This window comes from Pseudomonas sp. E1BtOHC1 (assembly GCF_058744285.1).
On sequence record NZ_CP196023.1, the window covers coordinates 1,358,595 to 1,373,184 of the forward strand.

Annotated in this window: 9 protein-coding genes; 2 read left to right on the forward strand and 7 right to left on the reverse strand. The window is 62.8% G+C overall.

Annotation, left to right across the window (positions count from 1 at the left end; genetic code table 11):
• Window positions 1-27: 27 nt before the first annotated feature.
• From ACSSVC_RS06295 to ACSSVC_RS06305, 3 genes are all read right to left on the reverse strand, one after another.
• Window positions 28-1,830, reverse strand: a complete 1,803-nt coding sequence (locus ACSSVC_RS06295; protein ID WP_492612084.1) for an acyl-CoA dehydrogenase — start codon at window positions 1,828-1,830, stop codon at window positions 28-30.
• Window positions 1,831-2,014: 184 nt separating this feature from the next.
• On the reverse strand, window positions 2,015-5,968 hold the full coding sequence (gene putA / locus ACSSVC_RS06300; RefSeq protein WP_346634504.1) for a trifunctional transcriptional regulator/proline dehydrogenase/L-glutamate gamma-semialdehyde dehydrogenase: 3,954 nt from the start codon (window positions 5,966-5,968) through the stop codon (window positions 2,015-2,017).
• Between the two features lie 51 nt (window positions 5,969-6,019).
• Window positions 6,020-6,364: a hypothetical protein gene (locus ACSSVC_RS06305; RefSeq protein ID WP_346634505.1), complete on the reverse strand. Its 345-nt coding sequence runs from the start codon at window positions 6,362-6,364 to the stop codon at window positions 6,020-6,022.
• A gap of 67 nt (window positions 6,365-6,431) precedes the next feature.
• Between ACSSVC_RS06305 and putP the strand changes: the two genes are divergently transcribed.
• A complete protein-coding gene (gene putP, locus ACSSVC_RS06310) occupies window positions 6,432-7,916 on the forward strand; it encodes a sodium/proline symporter PutP (RefSeq protein WP_346634506.1) in 1,485 nt (494 codons plus the stop codon).
• Window positions 7,917-7,989: 73 nt separating this feature from the next.
• Here putP and ACSSVC_RS06315 read toward each other — a convergent pair whose 3' ends face one another.
• Both ACSSVC_RS06315 and ACSSVC_RS06320 read right to left on the reverse strand, forming a co-directional pair.
• Entirely contained in the window at window positions 7,990-8,484 is a 495-nt protein-coding gene (locus ACSSVC_RS06315; RefSeq protein ID WP_346634507.1) for a DUF2165 family protein, read from the reverse strand.
• Between the two features lie 110 nt (window positions 8,485-8,594).
• Window positions 8,595-9,866 carry an O-acetylhomoserine aminocarboxypropyltransferase/cysteine synthase family protein gene (locus ACSSVC_RS06320; protein ID WP_346634508.1) on the reverse strand — a complete coding sequence of 424 codons (1,272 nt, stop codon included), beginning with the start codon at window positions 9,864-9,866 and terminating at the stop codon, window positions 8,595-8,597.
• Window positions 9,867-10,126: 260 nt separating this feature from the next.
• On the opposite strand from ACSSVC_RS06320, the gene ACSSVC_RS06325 reads away from it, so the two are divergent.
• Window positions 10,127-10,963, forward strand: coding sequence for a 23S rRNA (adenine(2030)-N(6))-methyltransferase RlmJ (locus ACSSVC_RS06325; protein WP_346634509.1), 837 nt, complete (start codon window positions 10,127-10,129; stop codon window positions 10,961-10,963).
• A 61-nt stretch (window positions 10,964-11,024) separates the two neighbouring features.
• Here the strand turns inward: ACSSVC_RS06325 and msrA are convergent, their stop codons facing one another.
• The gene (msrA, locus tag ACSSVC_RS06330) at window positions 11,025-11,672 is read right to left on the reverse strand and encodes a peptide-methionine (S)-S-oxide reductase MsrA (protein WP_404938111.1); all 648 of its coding nucleotides are present in this window, start codon (window positions 11,670-11,672) and stop codon (window positions 11,025-11,027) included.
• Between the two features lie 74 nt (window positions 11,673-11,746).
• A complete protein-coding gene (locus tag ACSSVC_RS06335) occupies window positions 11,747-14,440 on the reverse strand; it encodes a sensor domain-containing phosphodiesterase (protein ID WP_346634511.1) in 2,694 nt (897 codons plus the stop codon).
• Window positions 14,441-14,590 lie beyond the last annotated feature (150 nt).

Consider the following 14,590-nt stretch of genomic DNA (forward strand, 5'->3'; position numbering starts at 1 on the left):
GGCAAGCCGGCTCCTGCGGCGCTCGCCTCAGAACCAGGCGTCCTGCATCTCCAGGCAGGTCGGGTCCCGGGTTTCCAGCAGCGTCAGCTCGTGCTGGCACCCCGGCACTTCCCAGGTCAGGAAGTAGCGCGCGGCCTGCAGCTTGCCCCGATAGAACGCCACATCTCCGGCATTGCCCCGAGCCAGTCCTTCCTCGGCCTTGATGGCCTGCTCCAGCCAGCGCCAGCCGATCACCGTGTGGCCGAATGCCTTCAGATACAGCGCCGAGTTGGCCAGGGTTGCGCTGACCTTGCCGCTGGCCAGATCCCCCAGCAGCCCCAGGGTCACGCTCTGAAGACGCGTCACCAGTTGCTCCAGGGGCTGACGCAGGGCGTCCAGGGATTCGTGTGCCTGGGCCTGCTTGCTGGTGTCGGCGATCAGGCGGATCAGGCGCTTGAGACCGGCGCCGCCGTTCTGCGCCAGCTTGCGCCCCAGCAGGTCCAGGGACTGGATGCCGTGGGTGCCTTCATGGATCGGATTCAGACGGTTGTCGCGGTAGTACTGCTCCACCGGGTACTCCCGGGTATAGCCATGACCACCGAGGATCTGGATTGCCAGCTCGTTGGCCTTGAGGCAGAACTCCGAAGGCCAGGACTTGACGATGGGGGTCAGCAGGTCCAGCAGTTCATGGGCCTGCTGGCGCTCGGCCTCGCTGGCCAGGGTGGTGGTGTCATCGAACAGCTTCGCCGCATACAACCCCAGGTCGAAGGCGCCTTCGACGTAGGCCTTTTGGGTCAGCAGCATGCGTCGCACATCGGCGTGCTGGATGATCGCTACCGGTGCGGTGGTCGGGTCCTTACTGTCCGGCAGGCGACCTTGCGGGCGCTCGCGAGCGTATTCCAGGGAATACAGATAACCGGCATAACCCAGCATCACCGCGCCCATGCCGACGCCGATCCGCGCTTCGTTCATCATCTGGAACATGTAGCTCAGGCCCTGGTGCGGCTTGCCCACCAGATAGCCCACGCAGTGGCCGTTATCGCCGAAATTCAGCGCCGTGGACGTGGTGCCGCGCCAGCCCATCTTGTGGAACAGTCCGGCCAGCAACACATCGTTGCGCGGCCCCAGGCTGCCGTCGTCGTTGACCAGGAACTTGGGCACGATAAACAGGGAAATGCCCTTCACCCCGGGCGGCGCATCCGGCAGCTTGGCCAGGACCATGTGCACGATGTTTTCCGACAGCGGATGGTCGCCGCCGGAGATGAAGATCTTGTTGCCCTTGAGGCGGTAGCTGCCGTCGGCAGCGGGTTCGGCGCGGGTGCGGATATCTGACAGCGACGAGCCGGCATGGGGCTCGGTCAGCGCCATGGTGCCGAAGAAACGGCTGTCGATCATGGGCTGCAGGAAGCGCTGCTTCTGCTCTGCGGTGCCGAAGCTCTCGATCAGGTTGGCGGCGCCCATGGTCAGGAACGGATAGGAGGTCGTGGCCGCGTTGGCGGCCTGGAAGTGGGCGAAACAGGCCTGGGACAGCAGGGTCGGCAACTGCATGCCGCCGGCCTCGAAACTGCGGGTCGCATTGAGAAAGCCGGCTTCGAGGAAGGCATCCACTGCCGGTTTCACTTCAGGAATCAGCACCGCTTGGCCGTCTTCGTAGCGCGGCTCGTTTTCATCGCCCTTGCGATTGTGGGGAGCGAAGAACTTCTCGGCGATGTTGCGGGCGGTGCCCAGGGCGGCATCGAAGGTTTCGCGGTTGTGCTCGGCAAACCGCTCGCGCTGGGTCAGGCCCTCGGCGTCGAGTACCTCATACAGCTCAAAGGCCAGATTGCGGGAACTGAGCAAGGTCTCGGACATGGCGGCTTACCTGATGATTAGGGAATGGGCCGAGTCTATGCGGGTGAATAAAGGCTGGATAGCAAGATTGATCACGGTGATGCAAAGCCCAAAAAACCGCTGTAGACGCCGGCTCCTACAGAGGACGGGCAAAAAAAATGGGCGCCGGTGAGGGCGCCCATCGATGCAGCCGAACCTTCAGCGATCAGCCGATGGTCATCAGGCTGGCGTTGCCGCCGGCCGCTGCGGTGTTGACGCTCAGGGCGCGCTCGATCACCAGGCGCTCCAGGGCAATCGCGGTCTCGCCCTGGGACAGGCCCTGGACGCCAACGATGGCTCCGGCACGCTGGGCCACTTGCTGGCAAACGCCGCGCAGTTGGTCAGAGTCGCCATGATGCAGGACCGCGTCGAATACCACTTCGTCCTTGGTCCAATCCGCCACCCGCTGGATGCGCGCTTGCACGTCCTTGGGCAGGCGGGCGAACAGCGCTTTGCTGAGGTCGCTTTCCGGCCACACCGCCGAACCGCCGACGGCCAGTACTGCCGCCAGTTGCGTCAGCAGGTCGCCCTCGACCTCTGCCAGGCACAGGACGTGCTCGCGGGGCAGGATGGCATAGCTGTTGCGCTCGCCGGTCGGGCCGTTCAGTTGACGGGTGATACCGCTTTGCGACTGGCCGGCGAACTGTTTGCACAGGGTTGCCAGCTCCACCAGCTTGCTGCTCTCGGCCCAGGCTTGCAGGGCATTGAGCGGCTTGCTCAGGGCTTCGCGCAGACGCAGGTCCGGAGCGTTGGCAGCATCGGCGCGAACGAAGGATTGCTCGATGGCATCCACCGGACGGGTCGACAGCAGGCGGTACAGGTACAGCGGGCCGCCAGCTTTCGGGCCAGTGCCCGACAGGCCTTCGCCGCCGAACGGTTGTACGCCGACCACGGCGCCGACGATGTTGCGGTTGACGTAGACGTTACCGGCGTTGACGTTGTCCACCACCTTGGCAATGGTTTCGTCGATCCGGGTGTGCACGCCCAGGGTCAGGCCGTAGCCGGAAGCGTTGATCTGGGCGATCAACTGGTCGATGTCCTTGCGCTTGTAGCGCACCACGTGCAACACCGGACCGAAGATCTCGCGCTGCAGCTCATCGAAGCTTTCCAGTTCGATCAGGGTTGGCATGACAAAGGTGCCGCGCTTGCATTCTTCACTGTCGGCAATGGCCATCTGGTACACGCTGCGACCTTTGTCGCGCATGGCCTGGATGTGCTTCTCGATGCCGGCCTTGGCTTCGGCGTCGATCACCGGGCCGATGTCCACCGACAGGCGCTCCGGGTTGCCCAAGCGGTTTTCGGCCATGGCGCCCTTGAGCATTTCGATCACGCGGTCGGCGGAATCTTCCTGCAGGCACAGCACGCGCAGGGCCGAGCAACGCTGGCCGGCACTGTCGAAGGCCGAGGACACCACATCGATGACCACTTGTTCGGTCAGGGCCGAGGAGTCGACGATCATGGCGTTCTGGCCGCCGGTTTCGGCGATCAGCGGGATCGGACGACCCTGGTTGTCCAGGCGCCCGGCGATGTTGCGTTGCAGCAGGCGCGCGACTTCGGTGGAGCCGGTGAACATCACGCCTTTGACGCGTTCGTCACCTACCAGGCGGGCACCGACGCTTTCGCCCTGGCCCGGCAGCAGTTGCAGCACGCCTTCGGGAATCCCGGCTTCCAGCAGCAGGCGCACGGCCTGGGCGGCTACCAGCGGGGTCTGTTCGGCCGGCTTGGCCAGGACCGGGTTGCCGGCAGCCAGGGCTGCGGCGACCTGGCCACTGAAGATCGCCAGCGGGAAGTTCCACGGGCTGATGCACACCACAGGACCCAGCGGACGGTGGGCGTCGTTGCTGAAGTCATTGCGTGCCTGCACCGCGTAGTACCGCAGGAAGTCCACGGCTTCGCGCACTTCGGCGATGGCGTTGGCGAAGGTCTTGCCGGCTTCACGGGCCAGCAGGCCCATCAGCGGTTGGATCTCGCCTTCCATCAGGTCGGCGGCACGCTCGAGGATTGCGGCGCGTTCGGCCGGCGGCGTGGCCTGCCAGATCGGCGCGGCGTTCAGGGCGCACTGGATGGCGTTGTCGACGTCTTCCACCGTGGCTTCCTGGACATGACCCACCACGTCGCGATGATCCGACGGGTTGAGTACCGGCGCCGGGGTTTCGCTGCTGGAGGCGCAACCGAGCATCGGTGCGGCTTTCCAGTTGTTGTGGGCGGTGGCCAGCAGGGCGCAGGACAGCGACGCCAGACGGTGTTCGTTGGCCATGTCGATGCCGGCGGAGTTGGCACGCTCGGCGCCATACAGGTCACGCGGCAGCGGAATGCGCGGGTGCGGCAGGCCGAAGCCGCCTTCCAGGGTGGCCATCTGCTCGATCTGGTTCACCGGATCGGCCACCAGCTCTTGAATCGAGATCGACTGGTCGGCAATGCGGTTGACGAAGGAAGTGTTGGCGCCGTTTTCCAGCAACCGGCGGACCAGATAGGCCAGCAGGGTTTCGTGGGTACCGACCGGCGCGTACACGCGGCACGGACGGTTCAGCTTGCCTTCGGAAACCTTGCCTACAACCTGTTCGTAAAGCGGTTCACCCATGCCGTGCAGGCACTGGAACTCGTACTGGCCGGGGTAATAGTTCTGACCGGCGATGTGGTAGATCGCGGACAGGGTGTGGGCGTTGTGGGTGGCAAATTGCGGGTAGATGACTTCCGGCACCGACAGCAGTTTGCGTGCGCAGGCGATGTATGAAACGTCGGTGTACACCTTGCGGGTGTAGACCGGATAGCCTTCCAGGCCTTCGACCTGGGCGCGCTTGATCTCGCTGTCCCAGTAGGCGCCCTTGACCAGGCGGATCATCAGGCGGTGACGGCTGCGGCGGGCCAGATCGATCACGTAGTCGATCACGTACGGGCAGCGCTTCTGGTAGGCCTGGATCACGAAGCCGATACCGTTCCAGCCGGTCAGCTGTGGCTCGAAGCACAGGCGCTCCAGCAGGTCCAGGGACAGCTCCAGGCGGTCCGCTTCCTCGGCGTCGATGTTCAGGCCGATGTCGTATTGCTTGGCCAGCAAGGTCAGGGACAGCAGGCGCGGGTACAGTTCTTCCATCACGCGCTCGTACTGGGCGCGGCTGTAACGCGGGTGCAGAGCCGAGAGCTTGATCGAGATGCCCGGGCCTTCATAGATGCCGCGGCCGTGGGAGGCCTTGCCGATGGAGTGGATGGCCTGCTCGTAGGAAGCCAGGTATTTCTGTGCGTCGTGCTCGGTCAGTGCGGCTTCGCCGAGCATGTCGTAGGAGTAGCGGAAGCCCTTGGCTTCGAACTTGCTGGCGTTGGCCAAGGCTTCGGCGATGGTTTCGCCGGTGACGAACTGCTCGCCCATCAAGCGCATGGCCATGTCCACGCCCTTGCGGATCATCGGCTCGCCGCTCTTGCCGATGATGCGGCTCAGGGAAGAGGTCAGGCCGGCCTCGTTGTGGGTCGACACCAGCTTGCCGGTGAGCAACAGGCCCCAAGTGGCGGCGTTGACGAACAGCGACGGGCTGTTGCCCAGGTGCGGCTGCCAGTTGCCAGTGCTGATCTTGTCGCGGATCAGCGCGTCACGGGTGCCCTTGTCCGGGATGCGCAGCAGGGCCTCGGCCAGGCACATCAGCGCCACGCCTTCCTGGGACGACAGGGAGAATTCCTGCAGCAGGCCCTGGACGATACCGGCACGGCCGCCGGCGCTCTTCTGGTTACGCAGCTTTTCGGCGATCGAGGCGGCCAGCTTGTTGGCGGCTTCGGCGGTGGCGGCCGGCAGGCGCGCCTGCTCCAGCAGCATCGGTACCACTTCCGGTTCCGGGCGGCGGTAGGCGGCGGTGATCGAGGCGCGCAGCACCGATTGCGGGAGGATACTCTCGGCGAATTCGAGGAAGCATTGGTGAGCGTGATCGGTCTGCACGTCGCCGGCATCGTCGCCGTCCTTGGTGGTGACACTGCTCAGCTCGGTCAGGGTTGCACCGCCCTCGAGTTTTTCCAGGTAATTGAAAATCGCCTGCTTGATCAGCCAGTGCGGCGTACGATCGATCGAGGCCGCAGCGGCCTTGAGGCGCTCGCGGGTTGGGTCGTCGAGTTTGACCCCGAGGGTGGTGGTAGCCATATTTTTATCCTCATGTTTGCCACGCACGTGTGGCATCAGCTGGCGGCAAGATTATCCGTGCGCTGAAATAGGTGCAACCGGGTGCAACCCATTTTTAAGCGGAAAAAGCGGCAGCTTGTCAGGAATAAATTTCCTACATGAGATGCCATGCATCCTTATGGTGCCTTTGATTCTGAAAGACGCTTTTCTTGCTCCAAAAAGGAGCAAAAACGTCGCCAAAGGTCGATTATTCGACAAGGTGCAACTGATTCGATGCAAATTGGTTGCACCTTGTTCATTTTGTTGCATAGGATTCGCGCCCAAGGTGCAACCGTTCTTGCGGACCGGTTCATCGTCTGATGGCTTTCCTGGGGAAACATCAGTCATAAATGCGCGACCCGCCTGATCGTCTTCCAAACGTCATCGTTTGGCGGCAGGTGGCAGTGGTCGCCGCACCATAAAAACAAAGCCAGGGCGTAACTCAATGAGTGCAAGCAATCCAACCTTGATCACGTTCGTGATCTACATCGCAGCAATGGTGCTGATCGGCTTCATGGCCTATCGCTCCACCAACAACCTTTCCGACTACATTCTTGGCGGCCGCAGCCTGGGCAGCGTGGTCACCGCGCTTTCCGCCGGTGCTTCCGACATGAGTGGCTGGCTGCTGATGGGCCTTCCGGGCGCCATCTATATGTCCGGTCTTTCGGAAAGCTGGATCGCCATCGGCCTGATCGTCGGTGCCTACCTGAACTGGCTGTTCGTGGCCGGTCGCCTGCGGGTACAGACTGAACACAACGGTGATGCACTGACCCTGCCGGACTACTTCTCCAGCCGTTTCGAAGATAAAAGCGGCCTGCTGCGTATCATCTCCGCGGTGGTGATTCTGGTGTTCTTCACCATCTACTGTGCCTCTGGCATCGTGGCCGGTGCCCGTCTGTTCGAAAGCACCTTCGGCATGCCTTACGAGACGGCGCTGTGGGCTGGCGCGGCGGCGACCATTGCTTACACCTTTGTTGGCGGCTTCCTGGCGGTGAGCTGGACCGATACCGTACAAGCCACCCTGATGATCTTCGCCCTGCTGCTGACCCCGATCATCGTGCTGCTGGCCACCGGTGGCGTCGACACCACCTTCCTGGCCATCGAGGCCCAGGACCCGACCAACTTCGACATGCTCAAGAACACCACCTTCATCGGCGTGATCTCGCTGATGGGTTGGGGCCTGGGCTACTTCGGTCAACCCCACATCCTGGCGCGCTTCATGGCGGCGGATTCGGTGAAGTCGATTGCCAACGCCCGTCGCATCTCCATGACCTGGATGATCCTGTGCCTGGGCGGCACCGTGGCTGTGGGCTTCTTCGGTATCGCCTACTTCTCGGCGCATCCTGAGGTGGCCGGTCCCGTGACCGAGAACCCTGAGCGGGTGTTCATCGAACTGGCCAAGCTGCTGTTCAACCCATGGATCGCCGGTGTGCTGCTGTCGGCCATTCTGGCGGCGGTAATGAGTACCCTGAGCTGCCAGTTGCTGGTGTGCTCCAGTGCCCTGACCGAAGACTTCTACAAAGCCTTCCTGCGTAAGCACGCCTCCCAGCTGGAGCTGGTCTGGGTCGGTCGCGCCATGGTGCTGGTGGTGGCGCTGATCGCCATCGCCATGGCCGCCAACCCGGAAAACCGCGTGCTGGGCCTGGTGAGCTATGCCTGGGCCGGTTTCGGCGCCGCCTTCGGTCCTGTGGTGCTGATCTCGGTGCTGTGGAAGGGTATGACCCGCGACGGCGCGCTGGCCGGGATCATCGTTGGTGCCGTCACCGTGATCCTGTGGAAACACTTCGCTCTGCTGGGTCTGTACGAAATCATCCCGGGCTTCATCTTCGCCAGCCTGGCAATTCTGCTGGTGAGCAAGCTGGGCGCGCCGAGCGCTGGCATGGTCCAGCGTTTTGAAGCGGCCGAGAAGGATTTCAAACTCAACCACTGAGTGCGCAAATCCTGCCCTGATTGTTCGGGGCAATGAAAACGGCCCGCTGCGTTACCGCAGCGGGCCGTTTTTTTTAGTGCAGTTCAGCGTCGGGCTGGTTGAGGAAGATCAACACACCAAGGATCGCCATGTAGAACTTGAAGGCCGCGTCCTGGCCGTTCCAGGTCTGGGATTGCCACATCATGAACCACTCGCCACCCACCACCATGAAGCCGAAGAACCAGACGCAGAAGCCCAGGCAGAAGCCGGCAATCGCCCAGCGTTTGCGCCGGTTGAAGTAGCTGGCGACACCGTGCCGAGCCAGCCACAGGTGCAAGGCGCCAACGACCAGCAGCACGCCGGTCAGGGCCTCGCCGGTAATGATCAGCCAGTAGCCGACATTCCACAGCAGGGGCAGGGTCAGCGCGCGGTCGGTGGCGGTGTTGCCGGGGAACACGCTGTCCATGCTCAGTACATGCTGGACAAAGGCGAAGTTGGAGCCGTAGTCGCTGATGTTGTTGTAAGCCACCAGCAAGGCGAAAGCCGCCACCGCCAGGGTCATGGTGATTTTTACGTAACGCACAATCATGTTGGGTTCCTTTGAGGGTGAGTAATGATCCTGGGGGCTGGTTGGGGGTGGATGCGTCGGTGCCAACGCGGTGGGTGAAGGCCCTGGCGTCTGCTGCCAGGGCCGATGGATCAAGCTTGTTTCAGCGCCTGGTCGAGGTCCTCGAGCAAGTCCTCGATGGCCTCGATGCCGACTGAAAGGCGGATCATCTCTGGCTTGACGCCGGCCTTGGCCTGCTCTTCTTCGTTCATTTGCCGGTGGGTGGTGGAGGCCGGATGGCAGGCCAGGGACTTGGCGTCGCCGATGTTCACCAGGCGCTTGAAGATCTGCAGCGCGTCATAGAAGCGCACGCCCGCGGCGTAGCCGCCCTTGAGGCCGAAGGAGAGGATCGCCGATGGCTTGCCCTGCATGTACTTGCGCGCCAGTTCATGGTGCGGATGATCGGCGAGGCCGGCGTAGCTGACCCAGGCCACCAGCGGGTGGTCCTTGAGGAACTGCGCCACCTTGATGGCGTTGTCAGTGTGGCGTTCCATGCGCAGGGCCAGGGTCTCCAGGCCTTGCAGCAGCAGGAAGGCGTTCATCGGCGCCAGTGCCGCACCGGTGTTGCGCAAGGGCACGGTGCGGGCCCGGGCGATAAAGGCCGCCGGGCCGAACTTCTCGGTATAGACCACGCCGTGGTAGGCCGGCTCCGGAGTGTTGAGGCTGGCGAACTTCTGCGGATGATCGGCCCAGGGAAAGTTGCCGCTGTCGACGATCACCCCGCCCAGGGAGTTGCCGTGGCCGCCGACGTACTTGGTCACCGAGTGCACCACGATGTCGGCGCCGAACTGGATCGGCTTGCACAGGATCGGCGTGGCCACGGTGTTGTCCACCATCAGCGGTACGTTACGAGCGTGGGCGGCCTGGGCCAGGCCCTCGATATCGACGATGTTGCCCGCCGGGTTGCCAATGCTCTCGCAGTACACCAGCTTGGTCTTGTCGTCGATCAGCTCGGCAATGGCTTCGGCCGAATCATCCCGGGCAAAGCGTACTTCGACCCCGAAGCTCGGCAGCAGGTGGGCGAACAGGGTGTAGGTGCCGCCGTACAACTGTGGCGTGGAGACGATATTGTCCCCGGCCTGGGTCAGGGTCTGGATTGCGTAGTGGATGGCAGCACTGCCGGCGGCCACCGCCAGCCCGGCAATCCCGCCTTCCAGGGCGGCCATGCGCTGTTCCAGCACATCGTTGGTGGGGTTCATGATGCGGGTGTAGATATTGCCGGGCACATCCAGGTTGAACAGGTCGGCACCGTGCTGGGCGTTGTCGAATTCGAAGGCGACGTTCTGGTAGATGGGCACGGCCACGGCCTTGGTGGTCGGGTCCGACTTGAATCCATGGTGCAGCGCAATCGTTGCGTCTTTCATAAATCCTCGACTCAGAAATAATCCATTAATGAGCACAGCCAGGCAGGTCGTGTGCCCGCGCAGCAGTCGGTGGTCCCGTGTGTCTGAGTCGCCAGCAACCGCTTGATGTACCCCTCGCTTGGCCGCGAGCGGGCGCGTCAGTGTCCAATAGGCGTGACAGATGGGCAAGATGGCAGCGGGTTTGCGCCTGCAAATGCGATGGCGTGTCCTGACGCAGTCCCTGGCACAAGGTAAACTTGCGCTCCTGCGCAGGAGCAACCATGAACTATCGTCACGCCTTCCACGCCGGCAATCACGCCGACGTCTTCAAACACCTGACCCTGACCCGCCTCATCGCTCTGATGTCGCGCAAGGAGCAGCCGTTCGCCTACCTCGACAGCCACGCCGGCATCGGTCTGTACGACCTCAAGGGTGACCAGGCAAACCGTACCGGCGAGTACCTGGAAGGCATTGCGCGGTTGTGGGGCGACGCAGATCTGCCGGCGTTGACCGCCGACTACATGCAGGTGCTGCACAAGATGAACCCCGATGGTGAGTTGCGTTACTACCCGGGGTCGCCGGAGCTGGCGCGGCGCCTGACCCGTTCCCAGGACCGGGTGCTGCTCAACGAAAAGCACCCGGAAGATGGGCTGCTGCTCAAGGACAACATGAAGGGTGATCGTCGCGTGGCGGTGCACCTGGGGGAAGGCTGGCATGTGGCCCGGGCGTTGCTGCCGGTGGCAGAGAAACGTGCGGTGATGCTGATCGATCCGCCTTTCGAGCAGCTCGACGAGATGCAGCGCTGCGCTGCGTCGTTGAAGGAAGCCATTGGCCGCATGCGTCAGACCGTGGCGGCTATCTGGTATCCGGTGAAGGATCAGCGGGCCCTGCGGCGCTTCTATCAGGATCTGGCCGGTACCGGTGCGCCGAAGTTGCTTCGGGTGGAGTTGCTGGTGCATCCGCTGGATACGCCCAACAGCCTCAATGGCTCGGGTCTGGCGATTGCCAATCCGCCCTGGGGGCTGGAGGAGGAGCTGCGCGAGCTGCTGCCGTGGCTGTCGAAGAAGCTCGGCCAGACCCAGGGCGGCTGGCAGATGGACTGGTTGATCGCCGAGTAAGCGTTCGCTGGCAAGCCAGCTCCTACAGGAGGTTGTAGGGGCCGGCTTACCGGCAAAAAAATCAGATCGGGCAGGTCACGCCAGTGCCGCCGATCCCGCAATAGCCTTCGGGATTCTTCGCCAGGTACTGCTGGTGGTACGCCTCGGCGAAATAGACGGTCGGGGCTTCTTCGATTTCAGTGGTGATGTCGCCCAGGCCGGCCTTGGTCAGTTCCGCCTGGAACACGTCCCTGCTGTGCAGCGCCTGTTCCAGTTGGGCCGGGTTGGTGGTGTAGATCACCGAGCGGTACTGGGTGCCAATGTCATTGCCCTGGCGCATGCCCTGGGTCGGGTTGTGCAGTTCCCAGAACATCGCCAGCAGCTCCTTGTAGCTGACTTTCTCAGGCTCATACACCACCAGCACCACTTCGGTATGACCGGTCAGGCCCGAGCAGACTTCTTCGTAGGTCGGGTTCGGGGTAAAACCGCCGGCATAACCCACGCAGGTGCTGAACACGCCTTCGCGCTGCCAGAAACGCCGCTCGGCGCCCCAGAAACAACCCAGGCCGAAGATGGCGAAATCCACATTGCCCGGAAACGGGCCCAGCAGCGGGTTGCCGTTGACGTAGTGTTCTTCAGGCACGGTCATGGGAGTTTCGCGGCCGGGCAGAGCTTGTTCTTTGGTTGGAAGCACGTTTTTGTTCACCAGTATTTCCGAGCGCAAGACCATGTGTCGGTCCTCCATTCAGGTTGGGGAGTCGGTAAGAAGATAGACACGCAGTTTGCCCGAGTGTTACAGCGCTGTCAGGCAATTGGGCCGCGAGGATAGCGCTTGAGCTTGGCAATCAGTTCGGTGCCGGGAATCGGCCGGTCGAACAGGTAGCCCTGGCCGACGTCGCAGCGATGACGGCGCAGGAACGCCAGTTGCTCGGCGGTTTCGATGCCTTCGGCGACCACCTTGATCTTCAGGTTGTGGGCCATGGCGATCACTGCCGAGGTGATTTCCATGTCGTCCTGGTTATCGGGGATCTCGTGGATGAAGCTGCGATCGATCTTGATGATATCGATGGGGAATTTCTTCAGGTAACTCAGGGACGAATAGCCGGTGCCGAAGTCGTCCATGGCCAGTGTCAGGCCAAGCTTTTTCAGCTGTTCAAGCTGTTGGTGGGTGTCGTCGGTGGCTTCCAGCAGCAAGCCTTCGGTCAATTCCAGCTCGAGCAGCGAGGAGGGCAGTTGCTCTTCCTTGAGGATACTGGCGATGGACGCGACCAGGTCCGGGTCGGAAAACTGCTTGGGCGACAGGTTGATGGCCACGTGCAGGTTGCCCATGCCGGCGGCGGTCAGTTGCTTGCTCATGCGGCAGGCCTGGCGGGCGATCCACTTGCCGATGGGGATGATCAGGCCGGTTTCTTCTGCCACGCTGATGAACTGGTCCGGGCGGATCATGCCCTTTTCCGGGTGGTTCCAGCGCAGCAGCGCTTCCATGCCCAGTAGGCGACCACTGCGCAGGCACAGCTTGGGCTGATAGAACACATCCAGTTCGTTCTGGGTCAGGGCCCGGCGCAGGTTGTTCTCGACGAACAGCTTGTAGCTGGCCTCGGCGTTGAGGGCTTCGGTGAAGACCTGCACCTGATGCTTGCCGTTGGCCTTGGCCTTGTGCAGCGCCAGGCCGGCGTTGCGCATCAGGGTCTGGGGGTCGCGGCCATGCAGTGGCGCGCTGGCCAGGCCCACGGAGCCGGTGACGCTGATCAGCTGGTTGTCGACGAACATCGGCTTGTCCAGGGTCATCAGCAGTTGGCTGGCGATCTGTTGCCCGGTTTCCAGGTCGGTGTTGTCCAGCAGTACGGCGAATTCGTTACTGGCAAAGCGCGCCAGGCTGCCGCTGGGGCTCAGGCTGTTGCGCAGGCGTCGGGCCAGGCTGATCAGCAGCTTGTCGCCGGTCTGGTGGCCGAGGCTGTCGTTGATCCGCTTGAAGTTGTCGATGTCCACCAGCAGCAGGCTGATCGGGGTATCGCTGTCTCGGGCGAAGCGTTCGTCGAGGTTGCGGATGAACGCGGGGCGGTTGCCCAGGTTGGTCAGGTTGTCGGTGTAGGCCAGGCGCTCGATGCGTTGCTGGGCAAGCTTGGTCTGGGTGATGTCTTCGTAGATGCCGATGTAGTGGGTCAGCTCGCGATTGTCGCCGTAGACCTTGGAGATCGACAGCTGGCCCCAGTAAGGCTCGAGGTTCTTGCGCCGGCTCTTGAACTCGCCTTGCCAGCTGTTGCTCTTGGCCAGGCTGGAAGGGGCATCGAACAACAGCTCGCTGAGGTTTTCCAGGGCCGGCAGTTCGGACAGACGGTGGCCGTGAACCTCTTCGGTGCTGTATTGGGTGATCGCGGTAAAGCTTGGGTTGACGTACTCCACCACGCCGTCGCAGTTGACCAGCAGGAAGGCGTTGGCACTCTGTTCCACGGCGCGCTGGAACAGGTGCAGGGCGCTGGTGGCGGCGCGCCGGTTGTGATTGTTGATGACCTGGGCGAACTGGTCCGCCAGTTCGCCGGCGAAAGCGATCTCGTCGGACTGCCAGGCCCGGGTCATGCCGGTCTGTTCCAGGCACAGCACGCCGACTACCTGGCCGTCGATGCGGATACTGGCGTCGAGCATGGCATTCACATCCCGTGGGCGCAGGCTCTCGGCCATCTCCCGGGTGCGCGGGTCGCGCATGGCGTTCTGGGCGTCGATGGCGCGGCAGCTGTGCAGGGCTTCCAGGTAATCGGGAAAGCTGCTGGCGTCGATGGACTCCGGCATGCGGTATTCCTGGGGGCCGCGGTGGTAGGCGGCGATCGGCACGAGTTGCTGGTCTTCCAGGTTCCAGATGCTGGCGCAGTCGATCTGGTAGATGTCGCAGGCACTGCGGGTGATCAGCTCGGCGGCCTCCTTCAGGGAGTTGCCGGTGCTGTAGCGCTGGCGCGTCAGGAGCAGGATCAGGTCCTGCTGCGCACGTACCCGTTCCAGATGCTGCAACTGCTCCTGCTGGGCCCGCTGGTTGAGTTCCAGGGCGATCTGCAGGCGGGTGTTCTGGGTTTCCAGGTCCACGGTCGGCATTGGCGAGGCGTCGCTGAACAGGCCTTCCACCACCAGCAGGTAGCCGCGCAGCAAGTGCCGGTTGTGCTGTTTGTAGGCTTCCCCCAGCTCCAGGATGCTCAAGGGCCCCTGGCCGGTGTGCAAGGTGTAGCGGATCAGGTAATGGGGGCTGGTGCTCAGTTGCTGCTGGATGGCGTCGTGCAGTTGATAACGCGCCTCAGGCTCCATCAGGCTGGCATAGGGGGAGCCGACCAGGGCGCAGAGTTCGACGGCGGGCAGGCCGAACTGGCGTTCGCAATTGGGATCGAGAAACAGCAGCGCCCAGCTAGCTTCATTCAGCCGTTCGAAACGCAACATGCCGAGCCGCGAAGGCACAGGCAACTGCGTCACTACCTCGGCCGCCATACGGCTGGCGGCATCGGGTTGGCTTTTCATGGGGAAACTCGCTTCGAAATTGCTGATCGCGCCGGGCTCACGCCCTCTTTACTGTTGCCTGCGGCAAGGTTGCATCATGCGGCATCGACTGACAAGTAAGATGAAGGCTAAGTGCTATAAACCTGTATCGGCAGGTTGAAGGATTTCTGC